Genomic DNA, 22,402 nt, shown 5'->3' with positions numbered 1-22,402 from the left:
GAGGGTGTTTTCGCTGGCAAGCCTGGGCCAGCGATTGCGGCGTCTGCGACTACAAATACGCCTTTGAAACATTTGCTTTCATATTGCCTTTCATGATTTTTGATTCTCATTCGTCTTAATTAGATGCAGCAGGTCGCGTAGGCAAAAGCTACGGCCGGCTTTTTCAGGAATCACGGTGCATCCACACCGCTCCTCTCATCGAATCAAGACCCTCATTCATGTCGAAGAAGTCCCGTTCCAAACTGTGGTTTCTGGTGCATAGCTGGCTAGCACTGCCCATCTGGTTCTTTGTACTGATCGTCTGCGTCACCGGCACCCTGGCAGTCGTCAGCCAGGAGATCGTCTGGCTGGCCAACCCGGACATCCGTGCCAGCCAACCGTCCGACGACGCCGAACTGTTGAGCTATGACCAAGTCATTGCCGCGATCAAGCAGGCCGAACCTCTCACCATCGTCGAATCCATCAGCCGCCCGGATGAATCGCACTTCGCCCTGACGGCGCAGGTGAGCTACCCGGACGGGCGCTCGGTCGCGGTCTACGTGAACCCCTACAGTGGCGTGATTCAAGGGATCAGCCCGGATTTCAACTTCCAGGCCTTTACCCGTGCACTGCATGGCTGGTGGCTGGTGCCCTTTACCAACGGCTTCAGTTGGGGCTGGTACCTGGTGTCGTTCCTCGGCATTCCGTTGCTGGTGTCATTGATCACCGGCCTGGTGGTGTACAAAAAATTCTGGAAGGGCTTCCTCAAGCCCACCCTGCGGTTCAATCACGGAGCACGGATCTTCTGGGGCGACTTCCATCGCCTGAGCGGCATCTGGTCGATCTGGTTCATTGCGGTGATTTCCATCACCGGCATCTGGTTCCTGATCGAAGCCCTACTGTTCGACAACCAGATTTCCATCTCCAGCGAGCCGGTGATCCCGGTGGTCGCCCGCGAGAGCGTACCCCTCTCGGCCGACGGTTCTCCGCCGAAAATGATCGACCTGGACAACGCCATCCTGATCGCCCAGGAGAAAATCCCCGGGTTGGAAGTGAGCTTCGTCAGCCTGCCGAGCAATGCCTACAGCCACCTCAACATTGGTGGCCGTGGCTGGTACCCGCTGATGTTCCAGACCGCCACGATCAACCCCTACAACGGCGACATCGATGCCTCGCGGCTGCTGTCGGACCGCACTGGCCTGGAGTTCGTCACCGAGTCCATGCGCCCGCTGCACACCGGCGACTTCGGCGGCCTGTGGATAAAACTGATCTGGTTCTTCTTCGGCCTGGTCCTCAGCATGATGGTGCTCAGCGGCCTGCTGATCTGGACCAAACGCACCGCCCTGGCCACCGCCAACGCGCTCAAGCGCAGCAACAAGACGCCCCGCCCGGCCAAGGTCGAACAACCGGCGGCAGCCATGAACGACAACTCGCCGGAGACTAACCTGTGAGCAAGGCCACCACCGCAGTCCCCCCTTCGCGCCTGAGTGTGTTCTGGCACAAATGGCGGTTTCACATCAACATTCTGCTGCTCCTGATCCCACTGGGGTTCATGCCCAAGTACTTCGCTGACGTCGCACTGTTTCGCGGTGACAGCGGCCTGGGCGAGCGAGAAATCGGTGACATCCAGGTCGGCCCCTGGAGCCTGCGCCTGGCCGAGTTGCGCAATCAGGAGCCGCAACTGTCAGGCCCCGCCGGCTACATGAAGAACTTCAACGCGGCGCTGTGCCAATCCTGCATCGGCCAGGTCAAGGCGACTTACCTGCGCATCGGCAAACCCCGCAGCCTGCGGGCCGCCGGGGTGATTTTCTTCGGTGCCCCCTATCGCATGGGCGCGAGCTTGCCGATCCCCGAGAAGACCAAAACCGACGCCGAAATCTGGATCACCATGGAAGGCTGGGACGGCAGCATGCATCAGGCGGCCGTGCCGCTTGCCCAAGCATCCCCGGCCACTATCGCCTGGCTGAACAAACAAGGAGGCAAACCATGACCGTTTCCCGCAACTTGACCCCTTTGCGCCTGCTTGGCAGTGCGCTGGCGTTGGCCCTCGGTGCAGGCTTCAGTGCACAGGCCCTGGCCCACAACCCGATGTGCGAATGCAAGGCCATCGACGCCGAGCAGATCCAGTGCACCGGTGGTTTCTCCGATGGCAGTGGCGCACCTGGCGTGACCCTGGATGTGATCGGCTATGACGAAACCATCCTGGTACCGGGCAAACTCGGCGCCGACTCGACCCTGACCTTCAAGAAGCCCGGATCCGAGTTCTATGTCTTGTTCGACGCAGGCCCTGGCCACGTGGTCGAGATCGACCAAGCGGATATCGAGGCCCCATGAGTACCCCCACCACACAGCTCGTGCGCCCGGCCGGTGCCGGCCATGAAACCCTCTATGTCTTGTTGCTGTGCCTGGCGATCCTCGCGGTTGCCGGTTCCGTGGTGCTCTGGCGCGGCGAGCCGGAGGTGGTCAGCAGCGTGCAAACCCATCAACTGGATGCGCGGCGCGATCTCGGCGCCTCGGAGCAAGGCATTTATGCCGACCTGCGGGTGACCCTCGACGAAATCCACCTGCTGCGTGAAGAGCAGCAAGCCCTGCCGACCCCGCAAATCCTGGCCGACGAAGGTTTTGCCCCCTTCGCCCAGGACGCCAGCTCCGTCAGCCGCGGCGGCCACGCCTGGCAGCTGCTGGGCAGTGGCGCGTACTTCGGGCAGAGCCAGGCACCGAGTGTCGCCGGCTCCTTCCTGATGCGCCTGAACGCGCTGGGCAACGCCGAGCCGGACATCTGGCTCAACCGCGGCGCAAGCCTCCAGGCCCCTGCCGATCTGGCCGATGCCGCGCTGATCAGCGCGGGCTGGCAACAGGTCGTCGCCCAATTCGACGCCGGCGTCACTCGCCAGCATCGTCACTGATTTGCGTATTCACCCCAGAGAAGACCGCTTGCTCATGCCTAGTTCATCTGCGCCCCATCGTTTTCTGCACCGCGCACGCCTGCTGCTGGCAGGCCTGCTGGCCCTGGTGGTCATGCCCCTGGCCAGCGCCGAAGAGGCCAAGCGCCTGCGCATCGGCATCACCTTGCATCCGTACTACAGCTACGTGGCCAATATCGTCGGCGACAAGGCCGAAGTGGTGCCGTTGATTCCGGCCGGGTTCAATCCCCATGCCTATGAGCCACGCGCCGAAGACATCAAGCGCATCGCCGGCCTGGACGTGATCGTGCTCAACGGTGTCGGCCACGACGACTTCGCCGACCGCATGATCGCCGCCAGCGAAACCCCCAACGTCAAGGTGATCGAGGCCAACGAAAATGTGCCGCTGCTGGCGGCCACCGGGATCGCCGCGCGGGGCGCAGGCAAGGTGGTGAACCCGCACACCTTCCTGTCCATCAGCGCCTCCATCGCCCAAGTCAACAACATTGCCCGGGAACTGGGCAAGCTTGACCCCGCCAACGCCAAGACGTACACCCAGAACGCCCGCGCCTACGGCAAACGACTGCGGCAGATGCGTGCCGACGCCCTGGCCAAACTGACCAAGGCGCCCAATGCCGACCTGCGGGTGGCCACGGTCCACGCGGCCTACGACTACCTGTTGCGCGAATTCGGCCTGGAAGTGACCGCCGTGGTCGAGCCGGCCCACGGGATTGAGCCGAGCCCGAGCCAACTGAAAAAGACCATCGACCAACTGCGCGAACTGGACGTCAAGGTGATCTTCTCGGAGATGGATTTCCCCTCCGCCTACGTCGACACCATCCAACGTGAGTCGGGGGTAAAACTCTACCCGCTGTCACACATTTCCTACGGTGAATACAGCGCCGAGAAATATGAAAAGGAAATGACCGGCAACCTCGACACCGTGGTCCGGGCGATCCAGGAGGCCGGCGCATGACCATCCAGCAAACCCTCACCACGCCACTGGCCGGCCCCGCCATCGAGTTCGCCGACGTCAGCCTGACCCTTGGCCGCACGACCATCCTCGACCAGGTCAGCTTCCGAGTGCAGCCCGGCAACGTGCATGCGTTGGTGGGCCCCAACGGCGGCGGCAAGAGTTCACTGATCAAGACCCTGCTCGGGCAAATGCCTCACCAGGGCCGCTTGAGTCTGCAATGGCCGGGCGAGCCCGGGACCATCGGCTATGTGCCACAAGCCCTGGAGTTCGACCGCGGCCTGCCGATGACGGTTGACGATTTCATGGCCGCGATGTGCCAGCGGCGTCCGGCGTTTCTCGGCATCAGCCGGCACTACAGCGTGGCCATCGGCGAAGCCCTGGAACGGGTCGGCATGCAGGACAAGCGCAAGCGCCGCATGGGGGCGCTGTCCGGCGGTGAACGCCAGCGCGTTCTGCTGGCGCAGGGCTTGATTCCCGCACCCCAGTTGCTGGTGCTCGACGAGCCGATGTCGGCCCTCGATGAAGCCGGCATCCAGGTGTTCGAACGTTTGCTCGGGGACTGGCGTCAATCCGGAATCAGCGTGCTGTGGATCGAGCACGACCTGGAAGCCGTCGGCCGCCTGGCCGACCGCGTCACCGGCCTCAATCGCCGGGTGCTGTTCGACGCCACACCCAAGCAGGCCCTGACCCCGGAGCGTTTGCTGAGCCTGTTTTCCACCCATCCACGGACGAGCGGGAGCGCTGCGTGATGAGTTACGAAGCCTTTCGTTTGATGATCCAGGGCTGGGCGTCTTCCGGCTATCTGCCCGAAGCGCTCGCCTATGGGTTTGTGGTCAACGCCCTGCTTGCCGGACTGTTGATCGGCCCGGTGCTGGGAGGCCTGGGCACCCTGGTGGTGGTCAAGCGCTTTGCGTTTTTCTCCGAAGCCGTCGGCCATGCGGCGCTGACCGGCGTGGCCATTGGCATCCTGCTCGGCGAACCCTACACCGGCCCCTATGGCAGCCTGTTCGGCTACTGCCTGTTGTTCGGCATTCTGCTCAACTACCTGCGTAACCGTACCGGCCTGGCACCGGACACCCTGATCGGGGTGTTTCTCTCGGTGTCGCTGGCCATGGGCGCCAGCCTGCTCCTGATTCTGGCCGGCAAGATCAACGTGCACATTCTGGAGAACGTGCTGTTCGGCTCGGTGCTGACGGTCAACGGTAACGACCTGCTGGTGCTGGCCATCGTCGGCACGCTGGTGATGGGCCTGAGCCTGCCACTGTACAACCGCATCATGCTGGCCAGCTTCAACCCACAACTGGCGGCCGTGCGCGGGGTGGCGGTGAAGACCCTCGACTACCTGTTCGTGATCCTGGTGACGCTGATCACCGTGGCGGCCGTAAAAGTCATCGGCGCGATTCTGGTGGGCGCCCTGCTGGTGATTCCGGCCGCGGCGGCGCGCTTGTTGAGCCAGTCGCTCAAAGGCTTCTTCTGGTGCTCGGTGCTGATCGCCACCGTCAGCACCCTGTGCGGGATTCTCGCGCCGATTGTCTTCGACCTGCCGATTCCGTCCGGCGCGGCAATCATTCTGGTGGCCGGTATCGCCTTCGCCCTCGCCGCCATCGCGCGCGGTGTGGTGCCCAGCCTCAAAGGGAATATTGGATAAATGGCTTTCTCCATGCGTCAGCTGACTTTGGCCCTCGCCCTGTGCGGCCTGGCCACCGGCAACATCTTCGCCGCCGACCGCTTCGAACCGATGCGCGTGGTGGCCAGTAACGGCATCGGCAACACTGCGCTGCATACGGCCACCTCGGCCCACAAAGTGCGGGTGCTGGCCTCGTTACCCATCACCTATGGACTGGCCAACAGCCTGGTCGAAGGCAGCGAGATCACCCTGCAACGGGCGGCGCCGGCCAACCTTCCAGGCTCGCGCCAGGCCGCCTACTTCACTGGCCGCGGCGCACCCGCGCTGCACACACTGTCCCTGGACGCCGATGCCGTGATCGGCCTGCGCTCGATCTGGCCGGATGACCCGCTGTACCCCAACGCCCGGCGCAGCAATATCCGCATCGTTGAAATCGACGCGGCGCGCCCGGTCGACGGCGCGCTGCCTGGCGTGGCGCTGCAACCGGGTACCCACGATGGGCTGAACAGCCAGCCGTGGATGGCCACCAACAACATGGGGCGAATGGCTGACGTAATCGCCGCCGACCTGGTGCGCCTGGCGCCCGAGGCCAAACCGAAGATCGAGGCCAACCTGGCCACGCTCAAGCAACGCCTGCTCAAGCTCAGCGCCGACAGCGAGGCGAGACTGGCCGAGGCCGACAACCTCAGCGTATTCAGCCTCAGCGATCACTTCGCCTACCTGATCAGCGGTCTCAATCTCGAACCGGTGGGCGTCGATGCCCGTGCCGACAACGAGTGGACGGCCGACGCCCTGCAACAGCTGAGCACCACCCTCAAGGACAATGACGTGGCACTGGTGCTGCATCATCGCCAGCCGTCGGCCGCACTGCAGGCCGCCATTACCGCCGCCGGCAGCCAGTTGCTGGTCCTGAGTACCGAAGGGGTAGACCCGGTGGCCGAGCTGTCCGGCAACATCGAGCAAGTGCTCAACGTCCTGCTCCAGAAGTCCTGAAGTCCCCCTCCTGAATACGCGGGCTCTACGGCCCGCGCTTACAAAAACCCTCAAGAAACCCAACTCAAGCCGATGCTAGTCTGCCCTGCACATAACCAGGACCGACCAGGATGGGGTCTTCACCATGAGTGACTATATTTCGCTGAACAAGGCCAACTGGGACGAGCGCGCCCCGCTCCATGCGGCTTCCAGGGACTACGCGACCCAGGCCTTCATCGACGCCGCCGATCATCTGTCGCCGGTGGTGCGTTTCGATCTGCCGTTGCTGGGAAACATCCGCGGGCTGCGCGGGGTGCACCTGCAGTGCCACATCGGCACCGATACCCTGTCGCTGGCCCGACTGGGCGCGCAGATGAGCGGGCTGGATTTTTCCCCCGCGGCCCTGGTCCAGGCGCGCTCCCTGGCCCAGCGCTGCAACACGCAGATCGACTACGTCGAAGCGGATGTCTACAACGCCACCGGCGTATTGCCCGCAGCCGCCTTCGATCTGGTCTATACCGGCATCGGTGCCTTGTGCTGGCTGCCAAGCATCGACGCCTGGGCGCGCACCGTCAGTGATTTGCTCAAGCCCGGTGGCCGCCTATTCATTCGCGAGGGGCATCCGATGCTCTGGTCGCTGAATGAAAGCCGCGCGGACCTGCTGTCCATCGAACAGCCTTACTTCGAGCGCGAGACGCCACTGGTGTGGGATGACGACAGCACCTACGTCGATACCGATATTCCACTCAAGGCCACGCTGACCCATGAGTGGAACCACGGTCTGGGGGAGATCATCAGCGCACTGCTGAACCACGGACTGGCCATTACCGGATTGGTCGAACATCAGAGCATTCCCTGGGACGCACTGCCGGGGCAGATGACCTGCGATGAACGGGGTGAGTACCACCTCAAGCAGGCACCGTGGCGCCTGCCGCTGAGTTACACCTTGCAGGCCGTCAAGCACGGGGCCTGATCTACCAGCGTTAAAAAGCCCGTTGAAGCGAGGATTCAACGGGCTTTTTTGTCAGCTTAATCAGTGGCGGGCGCGGGTCTTCGAACCAGGGCTCAGGCCTGGAGCGGCATGGTCAGCTCGACCCGCAAGCCATCGGGACGACTGTCGAAATGCAGGACACAGTCGCAGCGCTGGACGATGGCCTGGACAATCGCCAACCCCAGGCCACAACCGGTGCTCCCGCCATTGCGCCAGAAGCGCTGGGTCAGGTGCTGCAGGTCGTCGTCGGCAATTCCCGGACCATGGTCGCGGACCTGGAAGCGCACCCGATTCGCGGTGGTTTCCAGGCTCAATTCCACAGGCCCCTCATCGGGCGTGTGCCGCAGCGCGTTGTCCAGCAGGTTGCGCAAGGCGGCAATCGCCAACACCGATGGCATCTGCAGCGGTGCCTGGGAGCAACCGGGCGGCACGTGCAGCTGGATACGCCGGCGATCACCGCTGGATGCATCCTGGATGGCCAGGCGGGCCACCTGCTCGGCATTGCACTGCACGCCGTCGTCGAACGACAGGCTGCCCTCGACCCGCGCCAACAGTAACAACTGCTCAAGGGTCCGATGCAGGCGATCGGCGCCCTCCTCCGCACGGGCCAGGGATTGGTCGCGGGCCGCCCCTTCGGTCATGCGCGCCACCTGCAGATGGGTCTTGATCGCCGTCAGCGGGCTGCGCAACTCATGGGCGGCATCGCCGGTCAGGCGTCGTTCCCGTTCGATGGCCTTGCCGATGCGCTGGAACAGCTGGTTCTGGGTTTCCAGCAACGGCTTCAACTCACTGGGAAATGCCTGCAATTGCAAGGGCTCCAACGAGTCGGCATTGCGCCGCATCAAGGCTTCGCGCAGACGGTTGAGCGGTGCCAGCCCCTGGCCGATCCCCAGCCACAACAGGCACAGACAGCCCAGGAGCGCCACCGCCACCGGCACCGAGGCCGCCAGCAGAATCGACATGTTCAGGGCCTCTCGCTCGATCTGTCGATCCGCCGTGGTGATCCGCACATCGCCCCGGGCCAGGGTAAAGCTGCGCCAGGGAGCACCATCGATTATCTGGTCGTGGAAGCCCATCTTCTCGGCTTCCAGCGCTTGTTCGGGATGATTGTGGCTGCGGGCCAGAATCTCGCCGCGCAACGAACTGACCTGACAGGCCATCCCCCCGGGCACGTTCAGTTGTTCGGCACTGAAATGGGTGCCCTCGCCCTTGCTCGGCACGTTAGGCAATTGCTCCAGCAGCCCGGCCACCATGCGCGCCGAGGCCACCAGGCGCTGGTCGAGGGAAAACATCATCTGGTTGCGCAGGTCACTGAGCATCCAGGCGGCAGCCAGGGCCCAGATCAGCGCAAATGCGGCGCCAAGGGTCAGGCTCAGGCGCAGGCGCAGACTCATCACTTGCTTGGCCCTGCCCCATCCGCCGGCCCCAGGCGATAGCCCAGGCCGCGCACGGTTTCGACGATACCTTTACCGAGTTTGCTGCGCAGATGGTGGATATGGACGTTCAACGCGTTGCTCTCCAACTCGTCGTTAAAACCGTACACGCTGTCCTTCAGTTGCTCGGTCGACAGCACCCGGCCGCGGTTGTGCAACAGGGCTTGCAACAGGGCTTGCTCACGACGCGAGAGGTCCACCGGCTGGCCGGCCAACAGGGTTTCCCGGCTGCTGGGGTCGTAGCTCAGGGCACCGTGCTCGATCAGGTTGACGCTGCGCCCCGCGACCCGGCGCAGCAGAGTGTGCAGGCGCGCGGCCAGTTCCCGCAGGTCGAAGGGTTTGAGCAGGTAGTCATCGGCACCGGCTTGCAGGCCGTCGACGCGGTCGGTGACCGAATCCCGGGCAGTCAGGATCAGCACCGGAATCTCCAGGCCCTGGTGGCGCAACTGCTGCAGCAGTTTCAGGCCGTCTTCGTCCGGCAGCCCGAGGTCGAGCACCATCACATCGAACTCGGCGACCTTGAGCATGGCCCGTGCCGCGGATGCCGTGGCCACGTGCTCGACGGTCAGGCCCTGAGCGGTGAGGCCGGCTACAATGCCGCTGGCAATCAGCTCATCATCTTCACAGACAAGTACGTGCATGGTGAGACCTGTAGAAAAATGTTGATTAAGAAGGCGACGGATTAAGCGGACATTATGCACCGCCTGCCGTGGCCACAAGGATAACGCGGTTAATCATCGGTTAATCGTCACCCCTCATGGTGCATCCAAATTGCACCGGTATAAGGCTTGCCCATGCGTCGTCTGTTTTTACTGTTCCTGGTTTTCTTTGCCAGCCTGGCCCAGGCTGCATCGAACCCGTTCGAGACCAAACCCGATTTCCTGCCCGTCGGCAAAGCCTTCGTTTTTACCTCCGAGCGCCTTGAGTCGGGCGAAACCCAACTGTTCTGGCAGATTGCCGACGGTTACTACCTGTACCAGAAGCGCATGAGCTTCAACGGCCTGGCCGATGCCCACAAGCCGGCATTGCCCGAGGGCGAGGCCCACAGTGACGAGTTTTTTGGCGACCAGCAGGTCTACCGCCAGGGTCTGGAGCTGAAGATCCCGGCCGGCACCAGCGGCCAGATCAAGGTCGGCTTCCAGGGCTGCGCCGATGCCGGCCTGTGTTACCCGCCACAGACCCAGGTGGTCGACCTGGGTGGTGGCGCGGCGCAAGCCAACACCTCTGAAGCGCCGGACCAGGCCCTGGCCAGTGGCCTGCAACAACACGCCCTGGGCTGGAGCCTGCTGGTGTTCTTCGGCCTCGGCCTGCTCCTGGCCTTCGCCCCTTGCTCGTTGCCGATGCTGCCGATTCTCGCCGGCCTGGTGGTCGGCAGCGGTGCCAGCGCCAAGCGCGGCTTTGCCCTGGCCGGCAGCTATGTGGTGAGCATGGCGCTGGTGTATGCCGCGCTGGGAGTACTGGCCGCGCTGCTGGGGGCCAATTTGCAGGCCCTGTTGCAGAACGCCTGGCTGCTCGGCAGTTTTGCCGTGATCTTCGTCCTGCTGTCGTTGCCGATGTTCGGCTTCTTCGAGCTGCAACTGCCGACCGCCGTGCGTGACCGCCTGGAGTACGCCAGCCGCAGACAGGGGGGCGGCAGCCTGGTCGGAGCGGGCATTCTCGGGGCTCTGTCCGGCTTGCTGGTAGGGCCGTGCATGACCGCACCACTGGCCGGCGCCCTGCTGTACATCGCCCAGAGCGGCAATGCCCTGCACGGCGGGCTGATCCTGTTCAGCATGGGCCTGGGCATCGGTTTGCCGTTGTTGCTGCTGGTGACCGTCGGCAATCGATTCCTGCCCAAGCCCGGCGCCTGGATGAACCTGCTCAAGGGCGTTTTCGGCTTCCTGTTCCTGGGCACCGCGCTGGTAATGGTGCGCCCGGTGCTGGACCCGGTCCTGTGGGTCGGGCTGTGGGGTGCGCTGTTGCTGGTCATCGCCTACAGCGCCTGGCGCCAGACCGAAGGTTTTGGTCGCGCCACCCACCTGTTCGGTGGCATGGCCCTGTTATCGGGGTTGTGGGGTAGCCTGCTGTTGATCGGTGCCGCCGGTGGTAGCGATGACGTGTTCAATCCGTTGCAGGTGTATCGCGCGCCAACCTCCAGCGCGATCGCTGCACCGACCGCCCACGATGCCTTCATCACCATCAAGGAACCCGCCGAACTGCAACGCCAACTCGATGATGCCCGCGCCCAGGGTCAATGGGTGCTGCTGGACTACTATGCCGACTGGTGCGTGTCCTGCAAGATCATGGAGAAACAGGTGTTCGGCAAACCCCAGGTCATGGAGGCCCTCAAGGAGGTGCGCCTGCTGCGCCTGGACGTGACCGCCGACAACGCCGCCAGCCGCGAACTGCTCGCTCGCTACAAAGTACCGGGGCCACCGAGCCTGTTGTGGGTTGGTGCCGATGGCGAAGAGCGTCGCAGCCAGCGTATTACCGGTGAGGTGGATGCCGCCGGTTTCCTGCAGCGCTGGAACATCACCCGGGACGCACGCTGATGTTGACCTTCACCCTCGGCACCTTTGCCATCGCCCTCAACCACCTGCTGCTGATCAGTGCCCTGGCACTGGCGACCTTTGTCGGCTGGCGGGTGGCCAAGCGGGGCGGCGACAACCCCGAATCGGTGCTGTTCGGCCTGTTCATGCTCGGCACACTGGCGGCGCGGCTGGCTTTTGTCGCGTGGTACTGGCCCCACTACCGCAACGATCCCTGGCAGATCATCGACCTGCGCGACGGCGGTTTCCTCGCCTGGCCGGGGGTGATCGTGCTGTTGCTGGCCGCCGTGTATCGCGGCTGGCGGCGGCCCGGGCTTCGGCGCCCGATGGGTTTTGGCGTCGCCAGCGGCCTGGCGTTCTGGCTGCTGGCAAGCCTGTCGCTGAGCATCTACGAACAAGGCACACGCCTGCCGGACATCACCCTGCGCAACGCCGCCGGGGAAACCCTGCAACTGACCGACTACCAGGGCGGTCCGCTGGTAATCAACCTGTGGGCCACCTGGTGCCCACCCTGTCGCCGGGAAATGCCGGTGCTGGAACACGCCCAGCAGCAACGCCCGGACCTGACCTTCCTGTTCGTCAATCAGGGCGAAAGCATGCAGAGCGTCGCCACCTTTCTCGAGACCCAGGGCCTGAGCCTGAGCAACATGCTGTTCGACCGCGGCGGCCGCCTGGGCCAGGCCGTGGGCTCCATGGCCCTGCCGACCACGCTGTTCTATAGCCCGGACGGACGCCTGCTGAGTAGCCATCTGGGCGAACTGTCGAACGCCAGCCTGGCCCACGCCCTGGAGGCCTTCGAGCCCGTCACCCCTGCCGCAGCACCCGCCACTTCTGTAAGGAAACTGCCATGCCCCGCCTCCGCCACCTGCTGACGCTGACCCTGGGCACTGCCCTGTTGCACCTGCCGTTGGTGCAGGCCGAAGAACTGCCCGCCGCGATCAAACAGATCGAAGCCAAGGGTGCAAAAATCATCGGTACCTTCGATGCCCCCGACGGCCTGCGCGGGTATGCCGCGCAGTACCAGAACCGCGGCATGGCCCTGTACCTGACACCCGATGGCAAACACGTGTTGCTGGGCAACTTGTATGACGCGGACGGCAAGGACCTGAGCGCCGAGCCGCTGCAAAAACTGGTGTACGCACCGATGGCCAAGGAAGTCTGGGCCAAGTTCGAAACCAGCCACTGGATTCAGGACGGCAACAAAGATGCACCGCGCGTGGTCTACCTGTTCAGTGACCCCAACTGCCCGTACTGCACGCTGTTCTGGGAGCAGGCACGGCCTTGGGTGAAGTCCGGCAAGGTGCAGTTGCGACACATCATGGTCGGTATCATCCGCGAAGACAGCCCAGGCAAATCCGCCGCCCTGCTGGCCAGCAAAGACCCAGGCAAGGCCTTGGACGCCCACGAAAAGGCCGGCAAACAAAGCACCCTCAAGGCACTGAAAACCATCCCGGCAGACGTCCAGGCCAAGCTCGACGCCAACTTGAAGTTGATGGACGAACTCGAACTGTCCGCCACCCCGGCGATTTTCTACCTGGACGCCAAGGGCGAACTGCAACAGCAACAAGGCGCACCGTCGCCGGAAAAACTGGCCGCGATACTCGGGCCGAAGTAACCCCCACGTGACCCGTGGCGCAAGTCGCGACATCGCTGAGTGCACCTGTTACGTCAATACAGATTCACTCAGTGATGATCGCTTCAATTGGACTAGACCGGGCTGGGCTCCCTGATGCGCCATGTAGTCAGCGAATCAATAGATCCGTGACTGGAAGTTCGTATATCAATGCGAGCGATGGTATCGCCCTCGGGTATTCTTGACTCTACCCAGGCAGGAGGGGTTATCTCCTGAGTCTCCAGCAACGTTCCGTGTGCATCAAAGAAAGAAAAGCTAGCGGCGGCTGCGCCAGTACCTGAAAAACCGAACCTGACCCTTGTGCATCCGTACTTGAAATGCATGGATGCCAACTGAGATCCACCCCCACCACAATGCACCGTGAGCGCGCGGCCTTCCACCATGCCTTCCTGATGCTCGCCTGCGCCTCTAACTTGATGAAGTCCAATGTATGAATCTGAGCCCGCGACCGTTTCAAACATCAATAGATTTGTATCGATAACCGTGCCAGGGCCTCCAAACTCTTTGCGGGGATAAGTCTCAAAATCATCAAACTCGCTTAGCTGCGCCTCCACCCGTAGCATTGCAGACGTAGCTGGACGAAACAGGTGGGCGTTTTCCGGGAGCGGAACTGCGGATACAGGATCGGGGATGGGAACGGGCGGTACTGGAACGCAACCACTGAAAATAACCGCGCTCTCAGCGCTTAGCCGTGACCTGTCAAGACGCCTTGTCAGCCAGCCCCGGGGTAGTTTGAACTCAAAAACATGATCGATTTTGGCCTCAGCTACGGTTACAACGTGATCATAAGCCAACCAAATGACTGGCATCGGCGGCTCTGAGTCTTGCCCACCTACCCCGACGAACAGCCGCTGCCCCGCCTGGATAAAGGGCCACGCCTTCATTGTGACGGTTTCATCGCCAGTGAACCTGTGCATATCCAGTTGCACGGTGAAATCGATGACTTCAGCGTGAACAAACTTGGGCAACGAGCTTTTCAAGTCCTCATTCCTGAGGGGCTCTATGGTCAACTCCAGGACAACCGATTCCTTGAGTTGACCACCCACCGTAGCGGTGTACCAGATCAACACAGAGTGCCCAATACAGGCACCCACCCATTGCCAGGGAACATCGATGTCGACAGTACCGCTGGCGCTGCCCTCTTTTTCAATCGGGCTAAACGTCGGTTCAGCCTGACCCTTGATTGCCCAATGCAATGTGATCGTGGTTTCTTCCATTCCCTCAAAGGCGATGGTCGCTACAGTGCCTTCAATGGCACCAATGGGGTACAGAGTGTTGTCGTCCTGTGCATGCTTTATGGTCGCTGCCGGCAATGTATTTACGCCAGCAACCGCAAGTGTTTGTGGAGTCATGATGAGCCCTCTTGCCTAGTGATGAGTACCGTCAGACCTGAACCGGAAGGCTCAGGGTCGCGGTTAGCTAAGCTCCCGGCAGGAGATAATCGCTACTGTCAGAACTGACAGGTGCCGAGGAAAAATCTGAAGTATCCGACCACCGGTCTGTGAAGACTCGCGCTCCATATCGGTGTTCATGAACGCTTATCGCCCCTTCACGTCCATCGGCATCTTCTTATCGTCTTCAATCAAGTTGTAGCGATAGACCCGACCCGCTTGCTTCTCGAACGCAAAGTCATGGCCTGGAATCAAGTGTACTTTTTTCGTCGGTTTGCAATCTTCTTCGTTACTGGCGGCGCAGTCCTTGAACGAGTCGATGATAACTACGCTATTGCCATTATTTTTCAACTGGTAGCGACCAGCAGTGTTGTCTATTTCTGTATCAAAACGGGTTGTGGCCGGGCGAACAAAAAACACCATGCCATAACCGGCCATTACGTTGAAACCGGCAGACATGCTCTTTTCATAGGACTCTCGCTCACTTTCGGCGACGGCGAATTTATCTTCTTTTTCAGGTACAACCGGCAAAAAGCGGACCCGGAAATATCGCTCCTTGCTACGATCGCCGGTATACAACAGACGGGTGCCTTGAGTGCCCTTGGCGGGCACGATCAATCGGGCCGGACTGGCAACCAGGCCATCGCGAGCACTGCCTTCGACGGTCTTCAAGGGCTCCTCTCGGGACTTACCGTTCTTCTCGTAAAAAATCTCCTTGATCTCGATTTTCACGAATGCTGTTGATGTGCCGCCGTTATGAATACGTTTTAGATAACTACTTTGATTACTTTTCATAAAGTCATAAAAGGAACCAATTTGCAGGCTCGGGCCTGCGTGAGCGCTCAGGCTGAACATCAATGTGCAAAGCAACGTACAAAAAAATTTCATGTGATGAACCTCGTGCTGGAGACTGGCCTGATTAAGCCTCAGGCCGTGCTACTGCCATTAAATGTCTGAATCAAAGGTGACATAGACGATTCCGCGATAACTGCTGTCGCCTTGCATATCCTTCACTGAGTCTGGTTGCACCTCGAAGTGCAAAAGACTGGGTTGCCCAGTTGGCGAGCCTATCAGTTTTAGATATTGCAAACCGGTGCCGGCCACTGTCAGCGGACGCCGCGATATTGGCTGATTCATATTATCGACCCACGGAGGTGGCAGACTGACACTCATCTCGACCGGCACCTGATGGGATCCATTGCTAATTGCACAGGTATCACCCAAAAAACGCTCACACGTAAGTTCCATCTTGAACGGTGCATTGCTCAATATGGAAAAACGCAGGTCTCCCAGTAACTTCTCCTCTTTGCGACCGTTAGTGATCCAGTCCATCCATCCGCCCCTGGGGGCCAGAACAACCCTGTCGGAGGACATCACGACCTTGACGTCTTGTTTCACTGCCAGGTTCAGGTTGAATGTCATGGAAGAATCACTGGCATTAAAATTACCCATGTTCAAGTCGCTGGGTATTGTGTAGGTATACGACCCTACATAGTTTCCACTGATCAGTTTTTCCGGGCGAACGGCGCGTAACTCATAATCTACATCGAGCCTGTCTAAAGTCATCCACGGAATTGCAAATCGTGCGGTTCTTGGACCACAGGTGCTGGCCACTTCAGAGATTTTCCAGAAAGTTGTGTAGTCCGTTCCATTTGGATCAGCACCATCAGAAATCACTGAAAAACAGGGGGCAATCGCATTAGCCCATGAAGGCCTCCAAAGAGTGACATGGTATTCGTGAGGCGCGGCACCCGGTGGTCGCCCCGTCAACGCTTGTGCAGTGTCACTCAAGCGATAACGGGTTCCTGCACCGGCAATTCGGATTTCGATCTCTGCGGTTTCGCCAGGAATACTTTCATGGGCGACATTAAATCTGCGCCATGTCGCTGGAAAATGAAAAGGCAGGTTGCCATTCTGCGGAATAGCCCCAGACGACTGAAAAGTAATATTAAACGTATTACTTCGAATACGATTGCTCGCGCATTGGCCCGGGTATTCCAGACAAAATCCGGTAACTGGGGTGTTATTAATAATTTCAGCACTGGCCGGATTACTCGGGTCCGGCTTTATTTCTGCCTCTACGTTCAATGTGGCGGCATGGGCAGACCCCAGATAAACCCCGCAAAGCATCCCCGCCAATACAAGGCGATTCATTAACTTGTTCATTTGACCTTCCTGTGTACGCCATATTCAGACCGCTGTTGTATAAGTGCCCTTCAACTGGCTTTCTCAGACTTATAAGCAGCTTCGGCTAATGTGTCTGGATGACACTTTAGATCGCCTACCATCAGCACATCATTCTCTCGGCGCTGGGAGGTGGGATCGAGCCTGAACTGGCATAACAACTGACTGTCGTGCCGCACTTCAAGCGTAGGTGACTTTTCACTAAGTTCCATGGAAAAGAACCCATCGACTTCGCTGACGCCACGACTGGCATGGTTGATCACATGGTGGCCTTTCAGCGGCTTCCCATTGGCATCCACCAAGCGGCCCATGACTGTCACAGTCTTCAGAATGCGTACCTGACGATAGTCCACACCACCCTTGTTCAAGTGATAGGTGGTACGCGCCGGCTGGATAGTCGCCGCGGGTACATCCGTCCCGTTGAAATCGAAGTTCACGGTGCCGTTCTTGTAGGCCGACACCGGAATGAAATTGCGACCTGCCCGCAGCGTAGAGTGGGTGCCGGAGAAGTCGTCGGCGCGTAACTGGATATCATCCACGTCACTCTCAACATCAACGATCATGCCCGCCTCGCGAGTTGTGGCCTGGCTGCTGAGTACTACGTTTGTTCCACTGACCGCCAGAGTACTGTCCAGATTCAACCCACCGGTGACGCCCCCGTTGAAGGAAGAGCGCTGCGCATGCATAGAGCCGTTGACCTGGTCAGTCTTGAAGTCGACCGTGCCCGCAAGGCCGGCCCCGTATACATCTCTGCTTGCGGTGGCGGATACGCTTTGCAATACGTGATCCTTGAGGTCCCGACGATAGGTGACGGACGCATTGGCATCCCGCCCACCGTCACGCGATGTACGCTGACCGATGCTACCGGACACCTGGTGACCGTCTGAACCCAGTGCCAGGCGCAGACTGATATCGATCCCGCGATTACGCTGGTCGGCAGTACCCACGGTACCCGGCCGGTCGAACACGGCCACGCGCCAGTCGGCAGCATTGCCAAACAACTGTGCATTACGGGTCCAACTCAAATCGATGCCCATACCTTCGGAATAACCCTGGCTTTGAGAGACTTGTGCACTGACCGAACTCCTGCTGCTCAGGCGTTGGCTCATCGACAGAGACGTGTTGCTGGTTTGCCCGTTGTACGTATTGCGTTGGCGGATGTGCGTTCCGTCCGGCAGCGTTTCATAAGTGTTGCGTGTGTCCAGCCAACTGCGCTGGTGGCGCAATACCAGACTCCCACCGTTGTAGTGATGCACGCCCTGCACTTCCACGCCCGTGCCTTCGCCCTTGGTCTGGGACAAGCTGCTGAAGACGGAGGTCTTGTCGCTCACCGTCAACTCGGCGGAAGTGCCCATCTGCATCTGCTCCTTGACCTGTCGGGCGGACACGCCCAGGACCACTCGTGGGTGCAGCAGAAAATTGAAGGCTGCACCTGCCGTCAGATCGCCGTCATCGCGTTCTTGCCAATTGCTGAGCAACTTGCTTTCGCGACCGGCAAACAGGTTGTAACGCCAGCGATTTTCCGGGTTACGCCAGTTGGTGGGCTTGTAAATAAGCTCTTGGTTGGTGGAAATCACTTGACCGTCTTCGATCAAGCGAACTTCCACTTCGTAGATGCCGCCCGGTAACGGACGCGTGTCCAGAGTCTGAAGGCCGCTGGCCACCTGCTGACTGTTGATCAGCACGCCATTGCGATAAATCTCCACCATTGCCTGTCGATTGGCGGTCACCGAAATCGGATAGAGGCTCGGCTTAGGGTCGTCGACTGCCAGGCTGTCGGAACTGCCGTACATCATGCCCAACACTGTATCGGGGCCGGCGCCGATTGTCCGCGCTGACCGAGTCAAACCCTGGGCACTGGGCGTAAAGTACCCGGCACGAAAGAAGCTGCCTTCCAGTTCCCGCTGGGCATGCAACTCGTGAACCGCGTGCTTGATGCCAGTGTCTACCCCGGACATGCGCGACAGTTGGGCGTTGAACGTGTTTGTCCAGTTGCCCAGGCTCGCGCTTGCCTCCAGGCCATAACGACCGGCCGCGTTCTGCTCCTGGCCACCGCTGATGTTCAATTGATTGCGGACAATCAACCCGACGCTGCCGCCTTCCGGTTGATCGTGAAACTGTCGGGTTTGCGGGTCGCGCTCGGCATTGGCCGTTACCAACGACACCATGGAGTCTGCAAGACTGTAGTGAACAGACTGCAACTGCCGAGGGCAGGCACTTTTGCACGATCCCAGCGCCACGCCCTGGGTCAAGAACGCAGACCACTCATCACGTTCGGCCGAAGTCAGGTCGCTGTTGCGGGTATCGGAAAAATTGATCAACGTGACCCGTTCATCTCGGGTCAACAGGATCATGGCCTCACCCAAAAACTGTTGGTCGACTTCGACGCGGACCGCCAATGGCACGTCAAAAAAGAATTCATGAAACTCCGCGGGCAAGCCTTCAGCCTGTTGCAATAAACTGACGGATTTATCCGCAGGTTTGGATTCACTGGCAAGCGCACCCGCGCAAATAATCAGCGCAAGCGCTCCTGCGATAGGAGTCTTCGAAAACATGGAAATACTTCTCAAGTTAGCGCTTGCATGTGCAAGGAAGAATGCGGCCGGCTTAGAGCGCCGGCCACAGAAACAACGAACTGACTGTTATAACTTACTCAGCATTATGGTGCGTCGAACATCACTTTAACGAAGCCGCGGTAGTTACCTTCAGCGTAGCCTCCGCCTGGTGCAACCGGGGTGATTACCAACGGCGATCGAATTTCAGTTGTCGCACCATCTTCGCCAACAACTTCTACAGGGGTACCGACAGTAGTCAGCGCCGCACCGTTAAAACTTACATTCAAGTTAATTTTTTTACTGGCATTTTTGACATCCACAATCTCCGCAGCCTCCATAAGAGTCGCCTCAATAGCAGGGGCAGTACCAGTACCAACGGAACTCTTGACCTTGAACATGCGAGTAATACCTTCCAACTGCGACGTCGCCTGATTCCAAAGCAGGCGCTGCTCGTCGCGAATGGTGCTCATGTCTTCCGGCTGCACATAAAAATCGGCGCCCGGAATATCAGCAATGACAGTAATATCATGCTGCTGAGGAACAGCCAGTGCCGCCGAAGAAGCCAAAGCCAAAGCCAGCGCAGAGGTAGACATTGCAACTTTCTTGAACATTAAATTCACCTTTAAATAGCTAAGTAAAAGTGCAAGCTTCAGCCAAGCGACGAAAGTCCAGCACCGGGTTTTCATGCCAACCAAGAGAGCTGGCATTGCATTTCAAACGGGGCGCATCTTCGTGCTTTCTGAAGGACCGGTATGCAAGACCTATCCGATCATCTTGTAGGACTTATCCTTCACCATGAAGGGGAACCTTCCACCTGCTGCTTACTCCTTGTAGGTATTTTCGCTGCAAATACAGGGGAGAGCATTTGGCTGACAGGATCAAAATAAGGGTATTGGTGTTATCAAGTACAAGGAGGATCAGGGTTCGAAAACCGAAGCTCACCTAGAGATGGGTGGCAGTAGCGAAGGGAGCATCTGCGTACGGGCAGATCGAGGGGGGGCGTGGCATTCGTTGCGTCAGTTAAGCCGAAAACACACAGTGGGTTGAAAGAAGGACTGTACGACTGTCACCGATTGACAAGGCATGCAACGCAACAGACCCCAAGCACAAAAAGTCCCGATGCTTGTGCATCGGGACGGGGTCAATCGCGCAAAACCAACCGCGTTAAACGGTTACTGCCTGTGCTTTAAAGGAATGCCGATGGGGGGGTAGGTTGTACATTCTTTTTCTGATTTATTACCGGAAGCATCCTCAGCCTCTACACAGATCTGATAGCGCTTCCCTGACTCCATCTCGGTAATAGAAAATGCCGTCTCTTCAGTGGTTCCCTTGTGGTCACCATCCAGATAAACATGGTATTTAATACGTCCGGAAGAGTCATACGCCGGATCCCAGAGGACTTGCACGCTAAGATCAGTGGTTCTCAAGTTTGATATTTCAGTGGGCGGGGTAAGGTCATCGAAGCTGAGGGTCAGTGTAACCCGATCCGATTCGTTGTACTGATCATCAATCGTACAAACGCTATACAGGTAAGTGCGCCCCTCCTCCGGAGTTAAATCCCTATAAGCAGTATCTTCCGTTTCCTCCAATACTACTTCATCTCGCCGAACCCTATATAAAACCTCGCCACCATCGACCTCCCCCGGCGGCCCCCAATGCAACAAGACCGAATTGGTGGTATGTTCAAACTTCCCTAAACTCCCAGGCTTGGTCGGACGATTTCTCAATGTCTCTACACTTACTGTCGTCAGACTATAAGTTGGAGGCCTATTTCTATCTTGGAACTGAAAAATGTTTGTCCTACCTGGCGTCAACCCAGTAAATGTATACTCAGTGGCGGGGAGTGAAATCGTGTGTGTTTTACCTTCGAAATATATCCAAAGCCCTCCATGAGTCCAGGGAAACGTTAAGGTGACCGCCGTTCTTGTCACATCACGAAAGCCAACTGGATAAGGTGGTTGAGCCTTGACAGTGCTAGAAACTTTATTTAGATCACCCATAATATAGACACCTTGATTTACATATAGATTTTGTGTGGCCCGCAGCAACATCTAATCAGATCAACATTAAAAAATAACCTATCAAATCTGATAGTATTAAAAAAAACCATTAGCAGCCGCATTTTGATAGAACCTACTTATCTATACAAAACTACAAACCCAACCACACCAACACGCATACACTCCCGAACAACAGTAAGCGCTCCATACGCGCCTGCTCGAGGGCTATCGTGGCTACGTCATGACCGATGATTATGCCGTTTACAACGCACTGGGCGCCCAAGCTGGAGTTGAGCGTTTAGGCTGCTGGGCCCATGCGCGTCACAAATTCGTTGAAGCACAGAAAGTGCAGCCCAAAGGTAAAACGGGGCGCGCGGATATCGCGCTGAACCTGATCAACAAGCTTTACGGCATCGAACGCGACCTGAAGGCCTGCGGTGACGCTGAACGTAAAAACGGCCGTCACGAACAAAGCCTACCGGTGCTGGCTCAGTTGAAAAGCTAGATTGAAAAGACGCAGCCGCAGGTCACCGCGCACAATGCCTTGGGCAAAGCCATCAGTTATATCTGGCAAGCAACTGGAGCAAACTTGAATGGTACTTCGAGGAAGGCTACTTGCCGATCGACAACAACGCGGCCGAACGTGCGATCCGCCCATTGGTGATCGGAAGAAAGAACTGGCTGTTTAGCGACACGCCCAGGGGCGCGACGGCCAATGCTCAACTTTATAGCCTGGTCGAGACTGCCAAAGCCAACAGCCAAGAGCCCTATGCGTGGCTGCGCCACGCATTAGAGCGCCTACCGCTGGCGACCTCGATTGAAGATTACGAAGCGCTGCTCCCGTGGAACTGCTCACCCGCATCGTCTAGCTGAGCGCTCCACCATTAAGGTTGGTGGGGTTTATGGAGTGCTTACGGTCTATTTGATGAAGGCTGAACTCAAAACACTCTGGACACCGAGTACTGCTTGGGCCTGGAGAACGGCCTGGAAACAATGGCTGCGCCATGCTCATCAAAGCGAAATACCGGCTCTGATCCAGTTTGCCAAACGGCTAAAGGGTTACTGGCGGGGCATCGTCAGCCGGGTTCGCTGGCCGATGCACACGGGGCAGTTGGAAGGAATAAACAATCGAATAAAGGTCATCAAGCGGATGGCGTACGGTTACCGGGATAGCGAGTTCTTTTTCATGAGGATCAAGAGCGTCTTTCCCGGTTATCCGTGCTGAACCAA

Annotated in this window: 20 protein-coding genes and 2 pseudogenes; 14 read left to right on the top strand and 8 right to left on the bottom strand. The window is 59.1% G+C overall.

The features are described 5' to 3' along the window. Positions 1–218: 218 nt before the first annotated feature. From H7995_RS26390 to H7995_RS26350, 9 genes are all read left to right on the top strand, one after another. Entirely contained in the window at positions 219–1,430 is a 1,212-nt protein-coding gene (locus H7995_RS26390; RefSeq protein WP_185819168.1) for a PepSY-associated TM helix domain-containing protein, read from the top strand. Beyond that, positions 1,427–1,969 carry a thiamine pyrophosphate-binding protein gene (locus H7995_RS26385; RefSeq protein WP_166590215.1) on the top strand — a complete coding sequence of 181 codons (543 nt, stop codon included), beginning with the start codon at positions 1,427–1,429 and terminating at the stop codon, positions 1,967–1,969. Before H7995_RS26390 ends, H7995_RS26385 begins: the two co-directional genes overlap by 4 nt. After that, positions 1,966–2,313, top strand: a complete 348-nt coding sequence (locus H7995_RS26380) for a hypothetical protein (protein ID WP_166590214.1) — start codon at positions 1,966–1,968, stop codon at positions 2,311–2,313. The genes H7995_RS26385 and H7995_RS26380 overlap by 4 nt, the downstream gene beginning before the upstream one ends. Continuing rightward, positions 2,310–2,885 (top strand): DUF6162 family protein, encoded by a 576-nt coding sequence (locus H7995_RS26375; protein WP_185819167.1) that lies wholly within the window; start codon positions 2,310–2,312, stop codon positions 2,883–2,885. Before H7995_RS26380 ends, H7995_RS26375 begins: the two co-directional genes overlap by 4 nt. Before the next feature lie 34 nt (positions 2,886–2,919). Beyond that, positions 2,920–3,858, top strand: coding sequence for a metal ABC transporter substrate-binding protein (locus tag H7995_RS26370; RefSeq protein ID WP_166590212.1), 939 nt, complete (start codon positions 2,920–2,922; stop codon positions 3,856–3,858). Beyond that, entirely contained in the window at positions 3,855–4,607 is a 753-nt protein-coding gene (locus H7995_RS26365; RefSeq protein ID WP_166590211.1) for a metal ABC transporter ATP-binding protein, read from the top strand. Before H7995_RS26370 ends, H7995_RS26365 begins: the two co-directional genes overlap by 4 nt. Further along, positions 4,607–5,506, top strand: coding sequence for a metal ABC transporter permease (locus H7995_RS26360; protein ID WP_166590210.1), 900 nt, complete (start codon positions 4,607–4,609; stop codon positions 5,504–5,506). The genes H7995_RS26365 and H7995_RS26360 overlap by 1 nt, the downstream gene beginning before the upstream one ends. A gap of 12 nt (positions 5,507–5,518) precedes the next feature. Continuing rightward, positions 5,519–6,478: a metal ABC transporter solute-binding protein, Zn/Mn family gene (locus H7995_RS26355; protein ID WP_425312256.1), complete on the top strand. Its 960-nt coding sequence runs from the start codon at positions 5,519–5,521 to the stop codon at positions 6,476–6,478. Positions 6,479–6,602: 124 nt separating this feature from the next. After that, positions 6,603–7,430 (top strand): class I SAM-dependent methyltransferase, encoded by an 828-nt coding sequence (locus tag H7995_RS26350; protein WP_185819166.1) that lies wholly within the window; start codon positions 6,603–6,605, stop codon positions 7,428–7,430. A gap of 92 nt (positions 7,431–7,522) precedes the next feature. Here the strand turns inward: H7995_RS26350 and H7995_RS26345 are convergent, their stop codons facing one another. Then, a complete protein-coding gene (locus tag H7995_RS26345; protein ID WP_166590207.1) occupies positions 7,523–8,842 on the bottom strand; it encodes an ATP-binding protein in 1,320 nt (439 codons plus the stop codon). Beyond that, a complete protein-coding gene (locus tag H7995_RS26340) occupies positions 8,842–9,522 on the bottom strand; it encodes a response regulator (RefSeq protein ID WP_095168216.1) in 681 nt (226 codons plus the stop codon). Before H7995_RS26340 ends, H7995_RS26345 begins: the two co-directional genes overlap by 1 nt. Positions 9,523–9,675: 153 nt before the next feature. Here H7995_RS26340 and dsbD point away from each other — a divergent pair, with 153 nt between their 5' ends. From dsbD to dsbG, 3 genes are read left to right on the top strand one after another with little or no spacing between them, the layout of a single operon-like run. Beyond that, positions 9,676–11,412 (top strand): protein-disulfide reductase DsbD, encoded by a 1,737-nt coding sequence (gene dsbD / locus H7995_RS26335; RefSeq protein ID WP_166590206.1) that lies wholly within the window; start codon positions 9,676–9,678, stop codon positions 11,410–11,412. Then, positions 11,412–12,281 carry a TlpA family protein disulfide reductase gene (locus H7995_RS26330; RefSeq protein WP_166590205.1) on the top strand — a complete coding sequence of 290 codons (870 nt, stop codon included), beginning with the start codon at positions 11,412–11,414 and terminating at the stop codon, positions 12,279–12,281. Before dsbD ends, H7995_RS26330 begins: the two co-directional genes overlap by 1 nt. Next, the gene (gene dsbG / locus H7995_RS26325) at positions 12,257–13,024 is read left to right on the top strand and encodes a thiol:disulfide interchange protein DsbG (RefSeq protein ID WP_166590204.1); all 768 of its coding nucleotides are present in this window, start codon (positions 12,257–12,259) and stop codon (positions 13,022–13,024) included. The genes H7995_RS26330 and dsbG overlap by 25 nt, the downstream gene beginning before the upstream one ends. Before the next feature lie 92 nt (positions 13,025–13,116). Here dsbG and H7995_RS26320 read toward each other — a convergent pair whose 3' ends face one another. The 6 genes from H7995_RS26320 to H7995_RS26295 form a co-directional block, all read right to left on the bottom strand. After that, the gene (locus H7995_RS26320) at positions 13,117–14,394 is read right to left on the bottom strand and encodes a hypothetical protein (RefSeq protein WP_166590203.1); all 1,278 of its coding nucleotides are present in this window, start codon (positions 14,392–14,394) and stop codon (positions 13,117–13,119) included. Positions 14,395–14,580: 186 nt separating this feature from the next. Next, positions 14,581–15,321, bottom strand: coding sequence for a molecular chaperone (locus H7995_RS26315; RefSeq protein ID WP_166590202.1), 741 nt, complete (start codon positions 15,319–15,321; stop codon positions 14,581–14,583). 57 nt (positions 15,322–15,378) lie between these two features. Continuing rightward, positions 15,379–16,599: a hypothetical protein gene (locus H7995_RS26310; RefSeq protein ID WP_182341536.1), complete on the bottom strand. Its 1,221-nt coding sequence runs from the start codon at positions 16,597–16,599 to the stop codon at positions 15,379–15,381. 50 nt (positions 16,600–16,649) lie between these two features. Next, positions 16,650–19,172: a TcfC E-set like domain-containing protein gene (locus H7995_RS26305; RefSeq protein ID WP_166590200.1), complete on the bottom strand. Its 2,523-nt coding sequence runs from the start codon at positions 19,170–19,172 to the stop codon at positions 16,650–16,652. Between the two features lie 104 nt (positions 19,173–19,276). Then, on the bottom strand, positions 19,277–19,783 hold the full coding sequence (locus tag H7995_RS26300; RefSeq protein WP_166590199.1) for a CS1 type fimbrial major subunit: 507 nt from the start codon (positions 19,781–19,783) through the stop codon (positions 19,277–19,279). 561 nt (positions 19,784–20,344) lie between these two features. Beyond that, positions 20,345–21,172 (bottom strand): fibronectin type III domain-containing protein, encoded by an 828-nt coding sequence (locus H7995_RS26295; protein ID WP_166590198.1) that lies wholly within the window; start codon positions 21,170–21,172, stop codon positions 20,345–20,347. Positions 21,173–21,383: 211 nt separating this feature from the next. On the opposite strand from H7995_RS26295, the pseudogene tnpC reads away from it, so the two are divergent. Together tnpC and H7995_RS26285 are read left to right on the top strand one after the other, a co-directional pair. Further along, positions 21,384–22,045: pseudogene (gene tnpC, locus H7995_RS26290) on the top strand (IS66 family transposase); the annotation flags it as partial. A 34-nt stretch (positions 22,046–22,079) separates the two neighbouring features. Continuing rightward, positions 22,080–22,397 (top strand): annotated as a pseudogene (locus H7995_RS26285) (ISL3 family transposase); the annotation flags it as partial. Positions 22,398–22,402 lie beyond the last annotated feature (5 nt).

Source organism: Pseudomonas kielensis, from assembly GCF_014236655.1.
Classification (GTDB): domain Bacteria; phylum Pseudomonadota; class Gammaproteobacteria; order Pseudomonadales; family Pseudomonadaceae; genus Aquipseudomonas; species Aquipseudomonas kielensis.
This window is presented reverse-complemented; position numbering and strand designations above follow the sequence as displayed.